The 12370-nt window shown below is 29.7% G+C and carries 24 protein-coding genes; 23 read left to right on the plus strand and 1 reads right to left on the minus strand.

All coding sequences use genetic code 11. From position 1 onward, the window contains the following. Positions 1 to 37: 37 nt before the first annotated feature. The 23 genes from tuf to EIC27_RS02880 are packed head-to-tail and all read left to right on the plus strand — an operon-like array spanning position 38 to position 12043. On the plus strand, positions 38 to 1219 hold the full coding sequence (gene tuf, locus EIC27_RS02770; protein WP_126044624.1) for an elongation factor Tu: 1182 nt from the start codon (positions 38 to 40) through the stop codon (positions 1217 to 1219). 9 nt (positions 1220 to 1228) lie between these two features. Beyond that, the gene (gene rpsJ / locus EIC27_RS02775; RefSeq protein ID WP_126044625.1) at positions 1229 to 1561 is read left to right on the plus strand and encodes a 30S ribosomal protein S10; all 333 of its coding nucleotides are present in this window, start codon (positions 1229 to 1231) and stop codon (positions 1559 to 1561) included. After that, complete coding sequence (gene rplC / locus EIC27_RS02780; protein WP_126044626.1) at positions 1548 to 2201, plus strand: 50S ribosomal protein L3; 654 nt, start codon at positions 1548 to 1550, stop codon at positions 2199 to 2201. The genes rpsJ and rplC overlap by 14 nt, the downstream gene beginning before the upstream one ends. A 14-nt stretch (positions 2202 to 2215) precedes the next feature. After that, on the plus strand, positions 2216 to 2836 hold the full coding sequence (gene rplD / locus EIC27_RS02785) for a 50S ribosomal protein L4 (protein WP_126044627.1): 621 nt from the start codon (positions 2216 to 2218) through the stop codon (positions 2834 to 2836). Next, a complete protein-coding gene (rplW, locus tag EIC27_RS02790) occupies positions 2833 to 3126 on the plus strand; it encodes a 50S ribosomal protein L23 (protein ID WP_126044628.1) in 294 nt (97 codons plus the stop codon). The genes rplD and rplW overlap by 4 nt, the downstream gene beginning before the upstream one ends. 3 nt (positions 3127 to 3129) lie before the next feature. Next, positions 3130 to 3957 carry a 50S ribosomal protein L2 gene (rplB, locus tag EIC27_RS02795; protein ID WP_126044629.1) on the plus strand — a complete coding sequence of 276 codons (828 nt, stop codon included), beginning with the start codon at positions 3130 to 3132 and terminating at the stop codon, positions 3955 to 3957. Positions 3958 to 3977: 20 nt separating this feature from the next. After that, complete coding sequence (gene rpsS / locus EIC27_RS02800) at positions 3978 to 4247, plus strand: 30S ribosomal protein S19 (protein WP_126044630.1); 270 nt, start codon at positions 3978 to 3980, stop codon at positions 4245 to 4247. A 23-nt stretch (positions 4248 to 4270) separates the two neighbouring features. Further along, positions 4271 to 4606 (plus strand): 50S ribosomal protein L22, encoded by a 336-nt coding sequence (gene rplV / locus EIC27_RS02805; protein WP_126044631.1) that lies wholly within the window; start codon positions 4271 to 4273, stop codon positions 4604 to 4606. A 1-nt stretch (position 4607) separates the two neighbouring features. After that, complete coding sequence (rpsC, locus tag EIC27_RS02810) at positions 4608 to 5291, plus strand: 30S ribosomal protein S3 (protein WP_126044632.1); 684 nt, start codon at positions 4608 to 4610, stop codon at positions 5289 to 5291. Next, a complete protein-coding gene (gene rplP, locus EIC27_RS02815; protein ID WP_126044646.1) occupies positions 5263 to 5682 on the plus strand; it encodes a 50S ribosomal protein L16 in 420 nt (139 codons plus the stop codon). The genes rpsC and rplP overlap by 29 nt, the downstream gene beginning before the upstream one ends. Beyond that, the gene (rpmC, locus tag EIC27_RS02820; RefSeq protein ID WP_126044633.1) at positions 5683 to 5904 is read left to right on the plus strand and encodes a 50S ribosomal protein L29; all 222 of its coding nucleotides are present in this window, start codon (positions 5683 to 5685) and stop codon (positions 5902 to 5904) included. An 8-nt stretch (positions 5905 to 5912) separates the two neighbouring features. Next, positions 5913 to 6143, plus strand: a complete 231-nt coding sequence (gene rpsQ / locus EIC27_RS02825; protein WP_126044634.1) for a 30S ribosomal protein S17 — start codon at positions 5913 to 5915, stop codon at positions 6141 to 6143. A gap of 12 nt (positions 6144 to 6155) precedes the next feature. Further along, positions 6156 to 6524, plus strand: a complete 369-nt coding sequence (rplN, locus tag EIC27_RS02830; RefSeq protein WP_126044635.1) for a 50S ribosomal protein L14 — start codon at positions 6156 to 6158, stop codon at positions 6522 to 6524. Position 6525: 1 nt separating this feature from the next. Then, positions 6526 to 6855: a 50S ribosomal protein L24 gene (gene rplX / locus EIC27_RS02835; RefSeq protein WP_126044636.1), complete on the plus strand. Its 330-nt coding sequence runs from the start codon at positions 6526 to 6528 to the stop codon at positions 6853 to 6855. 2 nt (positions 6856 to 6857) lie between these two features. After that, entirely contained in the window at positions 6858 to 7403 is a 546-nt protein-coding gene (gene rplE, locus EIC27_RS02840; protein ID WP_126044637.1) for a 50S ribosomal protein L5, read from the plus strand. Between the two features lie 18 nt (positions 7404 to 7421). Next, on the plus strand, positions 7422 to 7730 hold the full coding sequence (rpsN, locus tag EIC27_RS02845; RefSeq protein ID WP_126044638.1) for a 30S ribosomal protein S14: 309 nt from the start codon (positions 7422 to 7424) through the stop codon (positions 7728 to 7730). A 12-nt stretch (positions 7731 to 7742) separates the two neighbouring features. Beyond that, on the plus strand, positions 7743 to 8147 hold the full coding sequence (gene rpsH / locus EIC27_RS02850; protein WP_126044639.1) for a 30S ribosomal protein S8: 405 nt from the start codon (positions 7743 to 7745) through the stop codon (positions 8145 to 8147). Between the two features lie 9 nt (positions 8148 to 8156). Continuing rightward, positions 8157 to 8687 carry a 50S ribosomal protein L6 gene (gene rplF, locus EIC27_RS02855; RefSeq protein WP_126044640.1) on the plus strand — a complete coding sequence of 177 codons (531 nt, stop codon included), beginning with the start codon at positions 8157 to 8159 and terminating at the stop codon, positions 8685 to 8687. Between the two features lie 15 nt (positions 8688 to 8702). Beyond that, the gene (rplR, locus tag EIC27_RS02860) at positions 8703 to 9062 is read left to right on the plus strand and encodes a 50S ribosomal protein L18 (RefSeq protein WP_126044641.1); all 360 of its coding nucleotides are present in this window, start codon (positions 8703 to 8705) and stop codon (positions 9060 to 9062) included. A 12-nt stretch (positions 9063 to 9074) separates the two neighbouring features. Beyond that, positions 9075 to 9584: a 30S ribosomal protein S5 gene (gene rpsE, locus EIC27_RS02865; protein ID WP_126044642.1), complete on the plus strand. Its 510-nt coding sequence runs from the start codon at positions 9075 to 9077 to the stop codon at positions 9582 to 9584. Positions 9585 to 9598: 14 nt separating this feature from the next. Beyond that, positions 9599 to 10045: a 50S ribosomal protein L15 gene (gene rplO / locus EIC27_RS02870; protein WP_126044643.1), complete on the plus strand. Its 447-nt coding sequence runs from the start codon at positions 9599 to 9601 to the stop codon at positions 10043 to 10045. 16 nt (positions 10046 to 10061) lie between these two features. Continuing rightward, complete coding sequence (gene secY, locus EIC27_RS02875; RefSeq protein ID WP_126044644.1) at positions 10062 to 11393, plus strand: preprotein translocase subunit SecY; 1332 nt, start codon at positions 10062 to 10064, stop codon at positions 11391 to 11393. Further along, complete coding sequence (locus EIC27_RS02880; RefSeq protein ID WP_126044645.1) at positions 11393 to 12043, plus strand: adenylate kinase; 651 nt, start codon at positions 11393 to 11395, stop codon at positions 12041 to 12043. The genes secY and EIC27_RS02880 overlap by 1 nt, the downstream gene beginning before the upstream one ends. Positions 12044 to 12140: 97 nt before the next feature. Here EIC27_RS02880 and EIC27_RS08125 read toward each other — a convergent pair. Further along, positions 12141 to 12370: transposase domain-containing protein (locus EIC27_RS08125; protein WP_205702304.1), on the minus strand; the 230-nt coding region annotated here is incomplete at its 5' end.

Below are 12370 nucleotides of genomic sequence, written 5' to 3' on the forward strand. Positions count from 1 at the left end.
TTATCAACCAAGAAAAATAAAAAAGGAGAAAGGAAAAATGGCAGAAGGAAAATTTGAAAGAAACAAGCCGCATGTAAACACAGGGACGATAGGGCATGTGGACCATGGGAAGACAACGTTGACAGCAGCGATAACTAAGTATTTTGGGAAGTCAGCGGTAAAATATGATGAAATAGATAAAGCACCGGAAGAGAAAGAGAGGGGAATAACAATTAACTCGGCACATGTGGAGTATGAGACAGAGAGCAGGCATTACGCACACGTAGATTGTCCAGGACATGCGGATTATGTAAAGAACATGATAACAGGAGCGGCGCAGATGGATGGAGCGATATTGGTGGTGAGTGCGGTAGATGGTCCTATGCCACAGACAAGGGAGCACATATTGTTGGCGAAACAAGTAGGGATCAAGACGCTAGTAGTGTTTTTAAACAAAGTGGATATGGTAGAAGATGAAGAGTTATTAGAGTTAGTAGAAATAGAAGTAAGAGAATTGTTGAGTAAATATGGATTTGATGGAGATGCAGCGAAGGTAATAAAAGGATCAGCGTTGAAGGCATTGACGGAAGAGGGTAGTGAATTAGGAGAGAAGGCGATAAGAGAATTAATGAAAGTAGTAGATGAAGAAATACCAATGCCAAAGAGAGAGATAGAAAAAGCGTTTTTAATGCCAATAGAGGATGTATTTTCGATATCAGGAAGAGGTACTGTAGTAACAGGGAGGATAGAGCAAGGTAAGGTAAAGGTAGGAGAAGAGATAGAGATAGTGGGGATAAAGAAAGAAAGTAAGAAGACGACATGCACAGGAGTGGAGATGTTTAAAAAGGAATTAGATGAAGGGATGGCAGGAGATAATGCAGGATTGTTATTAAGAGGAATAGCGAAAGAAGAAGTGGAGAGAGGACAAGTATTAGCAAAACCAGGAAGTATAACGCCACATACAAAGTTTAAGGCAGAAGTATATGTGTTAAAGAAGGAAGAAGGAGGAAGGCACACACCATTTTTTAAGAATTACAGACCACAATTTTACTTTAGAACGACAGATGTTACAGGAACAATCGAATTAAAAGAAGGAGTGGAGATGGTGATGCCAGGAGATAACACGGAGATAGTGGTGAAATTAATAGCGCCAATAGCAATGGATAAGGGGTTGAAGTTTGCGATTAGAGAAGGTGGCAAAACTGTCGGTGCTGGTGTAGTTGCTGAAATTATTGAGTAGGGTAAAGATATGAGTTTTCAGCAATCAATAGAGTTAAAATTAAAAGCTTTTGAACCAAGGGTATTAGATAAAGCTGTTAAAGAAATAGTTGATACTATATCTAGAATTGGTGCAAGGTATAGAGGACCTATACCTATGCCAAGAAAAATTAGCAAATTTACAGTAAATAGATCTCCTCATGTTGATAAAAAATCTAGAGAGCAATTTGAAATTAGAGATCATACAAGATTTTTGATCATAGAAGCTTCTCCTCAAACTGTAGATGCTTTAATGAAATTAGATATAGCTGCGGGTGTTGATATTAAAATTAAAATGAAAGGAGCTGAAAATGAAGGTAAATAGAACGGGTTTGATAGCTAAAAAAGTAGGTATGACTCAGATCTTTAAAGAAAATGGAAAGGTGATTCCAGTTACTATGATATTGATAGATGAAAATATAGTATTATCTGTTAAAACAAAAGAAAAAAATGGCTATAATGGTGTTCAATTGGCTGCATTTGATCAAAAACCTCAGAGGCTTTCCAAAAGTATTAAGGGATCTTTTGAAAAAGCAAAGGTTAGTCCAAAAAAGAGATTAAAAGAATTTATTGTTCATGAAAATAATTTATTAAAAGTTGGCGATAAAATTAATGTAAATCATTTTAAAAAAGATCAATATGTTGATATTACAGGTATATCTATAGGAAAAGGATATGCAGGTACAATGAAGAGGCATAATTTTAAAGGATTGGAAGCTACTCATGGAGTTTCAATTAGTCATAGATCTGCTGGTTCTACAGGACAATGTCAAGATCCGGGAAGAGTTTTTAAGGGAAAAAAAATGGCTGGACAGATGGGTAATAAAAAGGTTACTACACAAAATATCAAAGTTATTGATATTGATAGTGAGTTGAATCTCTTGATAGTTAAGGGAGCGGTACCAGGTTGCAATAATGGTTATCTCTATGTTAAGGATGCAATTAAAAAAGCAGTGCCACGTTAAATTTGAGGTAAAATATGTATTTAGAAATAATAGATTTAGAGAATAAGGCGTTGAAAAAGGTAGATGTAAATATATTTGATATTGAAAATATCAGGTATGATTTAATACATCAATTAATTTTATGGCAGCAGTCTTATAGGAGAGCTGCTACAAGTCATACTAAAGAGATATATGAAGTCAAAGGTTCAACAAGGAAAATTTACAAACAAAAAGGTACTGGTAGAGCTAGGCATGGAAGTATTAGAGGTGCTCAATTTGTAGGTGGTGGTATAATATTTGGACCAAGTAAAAATAAAGTATATAAAACTAAAGTTAATAAAAAAGTTAAAAAAATAGCGCTTTTAAATGCTTTAGCATTGAAATATAAAGATAAATCTATTATCATACGTGAGCATTTAAAAATGAACACTGGTAAATTTAAAGATTTTTCTAAGGTGTATGGAAATGAAATGTCATCAAAAAAAGTATTGTTTATAGATAATAGTTTTGATGATAATTTTATAAAGTCTATTAGAAATAATCATAAATTTAATTTGTTAAATTCTATAGGAATAAATGTTTTAGATGTTGTTAAGCATGATAAGATTTGTTTTTCTGAAGAAGCTTTTAATACTATTTTAGCGAGGTTCAAGTGAATAAAGTAGATTGGTATGACATTATAAAAAGACCGTTGTTGACTGAAAAAAGTAATAGTTTCGAGAATTTAGGTAAATATGTGTTTATAGTAAATTCTAAAAGTAACAAGTTACAGGTTAAGAAAGCTGTAGAGCAGATTTTTAATGTTAAAGTTGCAAAGGTTAATGTAATCAATATGGATGGTAAAGCTAAGATTTTTAAAGGTAGAAAAGGTAAAAGATCAAGTTATAAAAAAGCTATTATAACTACTAAGGATAAGAAGAAAATTGAATTTGCAAAGGGTATTTAAAATATGGCTTTAATTAATTACAATCCTGTCACTCCATCTCAAAGGCAACTAATATTAGTTGATAAATCTAAGCTTTGGAAAGGTGAGCCTATAAAAAAATTGGTTAAAGGAAAGCATAGTAAAGGTGGTAGAAATAATTTAGGGAGAACTACGGTATTTGGTAAATCTAAAGGTGTAAAGAAAAAGTATAGAATCATTGATTTTAAAAGAGATAAAGAGCTACATGCTGTGGTCGAGAGATTGGAATATGATCCTAATAGATCTGCTCACATAGCATTATTAAAATATGAAGATGGTGAATTTTCTTATATAATAGCTCCTGAAAATTTAAAAATTGGAAGTAAGGTTGTTTCATCTAGCAGTGCTGATATAGAAGTAGGTAATTGCCTTCCCTTGAAGAATATTCCAATAGGAATTTTAGTTCATAATGTGGAGTTGAAGCCAAAGAAAGGAGCTCAATTAGCTAGGTCTGCAGGATCGTTTGCAACGATAGTTAGTAAAGATTCTGGTAAAATATCTTTAAAGCTTCGTTCAGGAGAAGTGAGGGTTGTTGAAAGCGAGTGTAAGGCAACAATAGGTGTTGTGTCTAATGCTGATAATAAAAATATTAAATTAGGCAAAGCTGGTAGAAAAAGATGGCTTGGTTTTAGACCTAAAGTTAGAGGTGTAGCTAAGAATCCAGTGGATCATCCTCATGGAGGTGGTGAAGGTAAAACTTCTGGAGGTAGACATCCTGTTACAGCTTGGGGTAAGCCTACAAAAGGATATAAAACTAGAAATAATAAACGAACAGATAAATATATAGTAAAGAGTAGACATAAAAATAAATAACAAAAAATAAGAATTAAATTATGAGTAATAGGTCAGTTTGGAAAGGTCCATTTGTTGAGCCAAAGTTATTAAAAAAAGTTAACGATGTCATTTCAGGTGGTAAATTTGCGACCATTAAAACATGGTCAAGAAAGTCAACTATTCTTCCAAATTTTGTTGGTTTAACATTTTCAGTTCATAATGGAAAAAGTTTTATTTCTGTGTTAGTTAATGAAAAAATGGTTGGAAAAAAACTTGGTGAATTTGCTCCAACTAGAAAATTTAGTGGCCATGGAAATAATAGAAAGTAAAATAATTAAATTTATATAGGTTTATGCAGGTAAAAGCTACAGACAGATTAGTTAAGTCAAGTGTTCAGAAATTAAATATTATTGCTGATTTAATTAGAAAAGAAAATGTTAATGATGCAATGTTGCAGCTTGAATTTTGTAAAAGAAAAGCTTCTAAAAATTTGCAAAATATACTTAAATCAGCTATTGCAAATTCACAAAATAATTTTGGTATGGATATTGATAAATTATATGTTAAAGAAGTTAAAATTGGTAAATCATTAACTTTAAAGCGTTCGATGGTGAGAGCTAGAGGTAGAATTAATAGGATTAATAAGCCTTTTAGTAGGGTCACTATAATTGTTGAGGAGAGAGGTTAATATGGGACAAAAAGTAAATCCAAATAGTTTTAGATTAGGAATTGTTTCTACTTGGGATTCATCATGGTATTGCACTAAAAATTATGCAAAAAAGTTGCATGAAGATATAAAGATTAGAAAGTTAATTTTTGATAAACTAAATTATGCTGGTGTAAGTAGAGTTTGTGTAGAGCGCCCCGCAAATAAAATTATTATAAATATTTATTCTTCAAGGCCTGGTGTAGTAATAGGGAAAAAAGGAGCTGATATAGCAAAAATAAAAGAATTTATATCAAAAATTACTTTAAATGAAGTTGTTATAAATATAACTGAAGTTAGAAAAGCTGAAACAGACCCTTTACTTGTAGCTAAGACTGTTGCAGAGCAACTTGAGAAAAGAGTTTCTTTTAGAAAGGCTGTTAAAAGAGCTATTTCTAACGCTATGAAGATGGGTGCAAAAGGTATAAAGATTAGTGTTTCTGGCCGTTTAGGTGGTGCAGAGATAGCTAGAACTGAGTGGTATAAAGAAGGAAGAGTTCCCCTTCATACGCTTAGAGCTATAGTAAAGTATGATATGGCTGAAGCTCATACTATATATGGACTTATAGGAGTAAAGGTATGGGTCTATAAAGGTGATAAGTTGGATAATTTTAAAAAAAATATTATAGAAAAAAATGATACTACGTCCAAAGAAAACAAAGTTTAGAAAAGCTTTTAAAGGTAGAATACATGGTAAAGCAAAAGGTGGTTTTAAAATTGCTTTTGGTAAATTTGCATTAAAAGCTTTGCAGCCTGAGAGGATTCAAGAAAAGCAAATTGAATCTGCTAGAAAGGCTATTAATAGGCATTTAAGAAGAGCTGGAAAATTATGGATCAGAATATTTCCAGATGTTCCTGTTAGTAAAAAACCTGCTGATGTTAGGATGGGAAGAGGAAAAGGTTCGCCTGAGTTTTGGGCGTGTAGGGTAAAGCCTGGCAGAATTTTATTTGAATTAGATTCTGTTACGGAAGAGCAAGCTATAGGTGCTTTTTCTAGAGCAGCTGCTAAGTTGCCCATAAAAACAAAAATAATTAAAAATATTGAAGAGGTGATCTAAATGAAATACCAGGAAGTTAAAAATTTAGATAATAAAGCTTTACAAAGTGAATTACTTAAGTATAAAAAGGAATACTTTAATCTTAGATTTCAAAAAGTTTTAGGAGAATTAAGTAATACTTCTAGAATAAGAGAGGTTAAAAAAAATATAGCTAGGATTTTTACTGCATTAAATAATGTTGATCAAAATAAAGTTGCTGATCAAAATAAAGTGAAAAAATAATAAAGATTATGTCAAAAAAAATATTAGATGGTATCGTATTAAGCAATAAAGCAGATAAGACTGTTACTGTTTTAGTTGAAAGAAAAATATTGCATAAAAAATATAAAAAAATAATCAAGAGAAGTAAAAAATATTTAGCTCATGATGAAAATAATTCTTTAAATATAGGTGATAAAGTTAAAATTATTGAAAGTAAACCTATATCTAAGTTAAAAAAATGGCATATTTTATCTAAGTAAATTGAGGTTATTATGATACAGATGGGTACAAGATTAAACGTTGCTGATAATACTGGTGCTAAAGAAGTTGAGTGTATCAAAGTTCTTGGTGGTAGTAAAAAAATGTCTGCAGATATCGGTGATAAGATAGTAGTTTCTATAAAAAAAGCAGCAGTTTCTGATAAAGTTAAAGAAGGTGAAGTATTCCATGCAGTTGTTGTGAGAACTAGAAAAGAAAGAAGAAGAAAGGATGCAGTAGTTATAAGATTTTTTGATAATGCTGCTGTTCTATTAGATAAGCAAGGAGAATTAGTTGGTACTAGGATATTTGGTATAATACCTAGAGAATTAAGAGAGAGAAATTATTTGAAAATCATTTCATTAGCTTCAGAGGTAACATAATATGGCAAACAAGTTTAAAAAAAATGATAAGGTGAAAGTTATCTGTGGCAAAGATAAAGGTAAAGTTGCTGAGATAATAAGTTATTTTCCAAAGGATAATAAAGTGATATTGGGTGGAGTAAATTTAGTAAAAAGGCATACCAAGCCTAATAAATTAAATCCAGAAGGTGGTATTGTACAAAAAGAGATGCCTATTCATATATCTAATATTATGCATATTGATCCAAAAACAAATTCAGTGACAAAGATAGGTTTTAAAAAAATAAAAAATGGTAATAATACTAGATATTATAAAAAATCTGGTGAGTTGATAGATAATAAAAAAGTTTAATTATGGTTAGTTCAAGATTAGAAAAACATTACAATACAGTTTCTACCCCTCAGCTAAAAAAGCATTTTGATTTTAAAAATGATATGCAAGTGCCAAAGCTAAAAAAGATTTCAATTAATATTTCAGTTAAGGATGCTGTTAATGATTCAAAAATTATAGATAAAATTTATGAAGAATTAATGGTGATTTCTGGTCAAAAGCCAGTGGTTACTAAAGCAAAAAAATCTATTGCAGGATTTAAATTAAGGCAAGGTATGAAAATAGGGTGTAAAGTTACTCTTAGAAAAACAATGATGTATGAATTTCTAGATAGGTTAATTAACATTGCATTACCACGTGTTCGAGATTTTAAAGGACTAAGTTTTAAACAATTTGATGGAAATGGGAATTTTTGTCTAGGTATTAAAGAGCAAATAGTTTTTCCTGAAATAGATTATAATAAAATTGATAAAATTAGAGGAATGAATATAGTAATAGTAACTTCGACGAATAGTAATGAAGAAGCTAAATTTTTATTGAAAACTTTTAATTTACCGTTTTATAACTAAAAATAAATATATAACCATATGGCTAAAGTAAGTATTGTACAGAGAAATTTAAAAAGACAGAATTTATTTAAAAAAAATGAAAAGAAAAGAGAAGAGCTTAAATCAATTCGAAATGATAAGACAAAAACATTAGAGGAGAGATTTGAAGCTCAAATTTCTCTTTCTAATTTGCCAAGAAATAGTTCTAAAACAAGGATAAGAAATAGATGCTTATTGAGTGGTAGAGGTAGAGGCGTTTATAATAAGTTTAAATTATCAAGAATTTGGTTTAGAAAATTAGCATCTGAATGTAAGCTTCCAGGTGTTAAAAAATCCAGTTGGTCATAATAGAGGAGATATATGTCGCAAAATCATTTACTTTCAGATACAATAGCAAGAATTAAAAATGCTCAATTAGTTAAAAAATCATATGCAATTGTATATTTTTCAAAGTTAATACATATGGTATTAAATTTATTAAATAAAGCTGGTTATATTGATAGCATAGAAAAAATTGAGCAAAGGAAAGGAGTGTCTATGATCAAGGTATATTTGAAATATGAAGGTAAAAATGATACTCCAGTTATTAAAGAATTTAATGTAGTTTCTAAACCGGGTAAGAGAATTTTTAAATCATATAAAGAAATAAATAAACTTTATGGTGGATTAGGAATGGTAATATTATCAACGTCAAAAGGTATAATTACTGATAGTGACGCTAAAGATATTAAAGCTGGTGGTGAAGTTTTATGCAATATATTTTAAATAAAAATTATGTCAAAAATAGGAAAGCAACAAATTAATATACCTGATAAAGTTACTGTGGTATTTGATAAAAATTATTTAAATATTAAAGGTCCTCTAGGGGAACTTGGAATGCATATATTTGATTCAATTAATGTTGAGTTAAATGAAAAACATATAAGTATTTTTCCTAAAGAGATTTCTAAAAAATCTAAATCATTATGGGGACTTTCTAGATCACTAATTAATAATATGGTTATAGGTGTTAATGAAGGTTTTGTTAAGAAATTAGAAATTAACGGAGTTGGTTATAAAGTTAATATTGATTCAGATTTATTAATATTAACATTAGGATATAGCCATGATATAATATATCCAATTCCTCAGGGAGTTAGTATAAAGTGCATAAAAAACATAATTGAAGTTAGTGGTTGTGATAAACAACTTGTTGGTCAAGTTTGTGCAGATATAAGAAGTTTAAGAAAGCCTGAGCCATATAAAGGTAAGGGTATAAAATATGAAGATGAAGTTATTCTAAGAAAAGAAGGTAAGAAAAAATAAAATGGTAAAATAAAAATGTTAAGCAAAAGGTTAAAATACAATAGAAGAAAAGATAGAACAAGGTTCAAGGTTAAAAAAACAAAATCTAATAGGCTTAGGTTATGTTTTTATAAATCAAATAAATACATTTATGGTCAAATTGTTGATGAAGACAAAAAAGTTACAATTACTTCTTTAGCTACACATTGTAAGGATTTTAAAGATTTAAAAAATAAAAATAATATCAAGGCAGCTGAATTATTAGGGCAAAAAATAGCTAAATTACTCGTAGATAAAAATATAAAGGATGTATACTTTGATAGAGGTGGTCTTCAATATCATGGAAAAGCAAAGGCGTTTGCTGAAAGCGCAAGAAAAAACGGTTTAAATTTTTAATGGCTTATAAATATGGTTAATAATAATATAGAAATTGTAGAAAAACTTGTTAAAGTAAATAGATGTACTAAAGTTACAAAAGGGGGAAGAAAATTTAGTTTTTCTGTTATAGTTGTGGTTGGTGATAAAAAAGGCAAAGTTGGTTATGGTCTTGGTAAAGCTGATGAGGTTATAGATGCTAAAAGAAAGGCTTCAGATGAAGCTAGAAAAAATATGTTTAAAATACCTTTAAGGGAAGGTAGAACATTACATCATGATATTGTTGGTAAATTTTGTTCAGGTAAGGTAGTGATGAGAGCAGCACCTGCTGGTACAGGAGTTATTGCAGGTGGTCCAACAAGGCCTCTTTTTGAAGTTTTAGGAATTAAGGATATTGTAGCAAAATCAGTTGGCTCCAATAATCCTCATAATGTTGTTAAAGCTGCTATTATGGGATTAAGAAATATTAACATCCCAAAAATGATCGCAGATAAAAGAGGTAAAAAATTGGCAGAGATTGCAAGCCAAAGAAAAACAACTTAATAATGGTATAAGCTATGTTAAATAAGTTAAAAGGTAATAAAGGTTCTAGAAAATCTAAAAAATGCTTAGGAAGGGGTATCGCATCTGGTAAAGGTAAAACATGTGGCAGAGGTGGAAAAGGTCAAACAGCAAGAAGTGGAGTAGCTTTAGCTGGTTTTGAAGGAGGTCAAATGCCTCTTTATAGAAGATTACCAAAGAGAGGTTTTACATCTATTAATAAAGAGAGTTTTAAAATAATTAACTTATATCAAATTAACTACTTGATTAAAAATAAGAAGTTAAAAAAAGATATAAAGCTAGAAGATATCGAGAAATTGGGGATATTTAATTCTAAAAAAGAAAAATTAAAATTACTTGGTAAGGGTGTTTTTGAACATAAATTTAATATAGAAGTTAACTCAGCTTCTAAAAAAATGATTGAAGACGCTTCTAAAAATGGTTCAGCTGTTAAAGTAATTTAATTATTCATATTTGAAAATGAAAAAAAATCAAAGCCAAAATTTTGGCAATCCATTATCTGGCAAAGGAGACTTAGGTAAAAAGATTTTTTTTGTTATATTTATTTTAATAATCTATAGATTAGGAACTTATATACCTTTACCAGGAGTCAACTTATCTATATTGGATAATATTGTTAAGGAGCAAGCTAAAGGTATATTAGGTATGTTTAATGTTTTAACAGGTGGTGCATTAGGAAGAATGTCTATTTTTACATTAAATATTATGCCTTATATTACTGCTTCAATAATTATGCAATTGATGACAGTTTTATCAAAAGAATTTAGTGAGTTAAAAAAATCTGGTGAAGTTGGTAGACAGAAAATAAACCAATATTCAAAATATTTGTCGGTTGTTTTAGCATTATTTCAAGGTTATGGAATAGCTGTAGGTATAGAATCTTTAAATTATAAAGGTATTTCATTAATAAGTGATCCTGGTATTTATTTTAGAATTGTTACAATGTTTACTTTAATGGGAGGTACTATTGTAGTTATTTGGTTTGCTGATCAAATTAATATGAAGGGGATAGGCAATGGAAGTTCTGTGATTATTTTTTCTGGAATAGTATCTGGTTTGTTACCAGCAGTATTTTCATTATTAGAAATGGGTAAAAGTAATGTTGTTTCTACTCAATTTATAATATTATGCTTTATTGCAATTGTTGCAATAATTGTTTTTGTTGTATTTATGGAAAAGTCACAAAGAAAGTTGCTAGTTCAATATCCTAGAAAGCAAGTTGGAAAGAAAATATATGCAGGAGATTCTACGCATCTTCCTATTAAGATAAACGTTTCTGGTGTTATACCTCCAATTTTTGCTAATGCTTTGTTATTATTTCCTGCAACAATTGCAGGTTTTAGTATTGGTGGAGAAGTAACAGGGTGGCGTAAATTTGTCGAAAGTTATTTATCTCAAGGTAAACCGTTATACTTAATTTTATATATACTATTTATAATGTTTTTCTGCTTTTTTTATAGCACGATTGTATTTAATCCAGAAGAAACTGCTGAAAATTTAAGAAAGAACGGCGCAGTGATTATTGGTAGAAGACCTGGGAATCAAACTAAAGAATATCTTCAGTATATATTAACAAGAATTACAGTGATTGGAGCTTCATATATTGCAGTAGTATGTGCAGTACCTGAAGTTTTAACGCATCAGTTTAGTATGCCTTTTTATTTAGGAGGTACAAGTATTTTGATTGTTATCAGTGTTGTATTAGATTTAAGTTCGCAAATTCAATCACATCTATTAAGTAATAAGTATGCGCACTTAATGAAAAAAGCTAATATGATGAGGAGAAGGTAATGATAATAATTTTATTGGGGCCACCTGGTGTAGGTAAGGGGACTCAGGCAAAATTATTATCCAAGAAATATAATTTATCTCAACTTTCAACAGGTGAGATTTTAAGAAAGGCTATTGATAATAAATCAGAAATAGGTCTTAGGGTTCAAGAAATAATCAATCAGGGTGGCTTAGTTTCAGATGATATAGTGTGTGACTTAGTTGAAAAAGAACTTTTATCTAATAAAAGCTCAAATAAGGCTTATATTTTAGATGGATTTCCAAGAACTATAAAGCAGGCTGAAAATCTTAATGGTGTATGTGTTAAGAATAAAATAGACATGCCGTATATAATATCTTTAAAACTTGAAGAAAAAGAAATTTTTAAAAGATTATCAGCTAGGGTTTTTTGCTCTAATTGTAATCAATCATATAATTTAATTACAAATCCAACAAGTGTTAAAGGAGTTTGTGACAAATGTGGTAGTAAGAAATTTTATACTAGAGAAGATGATAAAGAAGATGCAATAAAGAAAAGATTAGAAGAATATAATAATCAAACAAAACCATTAATGGATTTTTACAAAACAAATCCAAAATATATTGAAGTTAATGCTAATAATAATATTGAAGATGTTAGCAAACTAATTAATAAATTTTTAGATAAATAACTTTTTATCTAGGTAAACGCTAAAATATCCCCATCTTGACAAGTATTATCCGCCTTTCTTTGGGTTTCTTAAGTTTTTTGATAATTCTAAAAAAAATTTAATTTGATGATATTTTTTTATCAATATTATATGGAAGTAAATTTACTAACTCTTTTGGATCAGAATAATCATGAATATGATTCAGCAAATATTTTAAATAATCATAAGGATTAATCTTATTTACTTTGCAAGTTTCAATAATACTATAAATATTTGCACTAGCTTTAGCACCCTTAGTTGTTGCACAGAACATCCAATTTTTTCTGCCAACTGCAAATGGTTTTATAC

The sequence above is a fragment of the Candidatus Aquarickettsia rohweri genome, from assembly GCF_003953955.1.
Taxonomy (GTDB): domain Bacteria; phylum Pseudomonadota; class Alphaproteobacteria; order Rickettsiales; family Midichloriaceae; genus Aquirickettsia; species Aquirickettsia rohweri.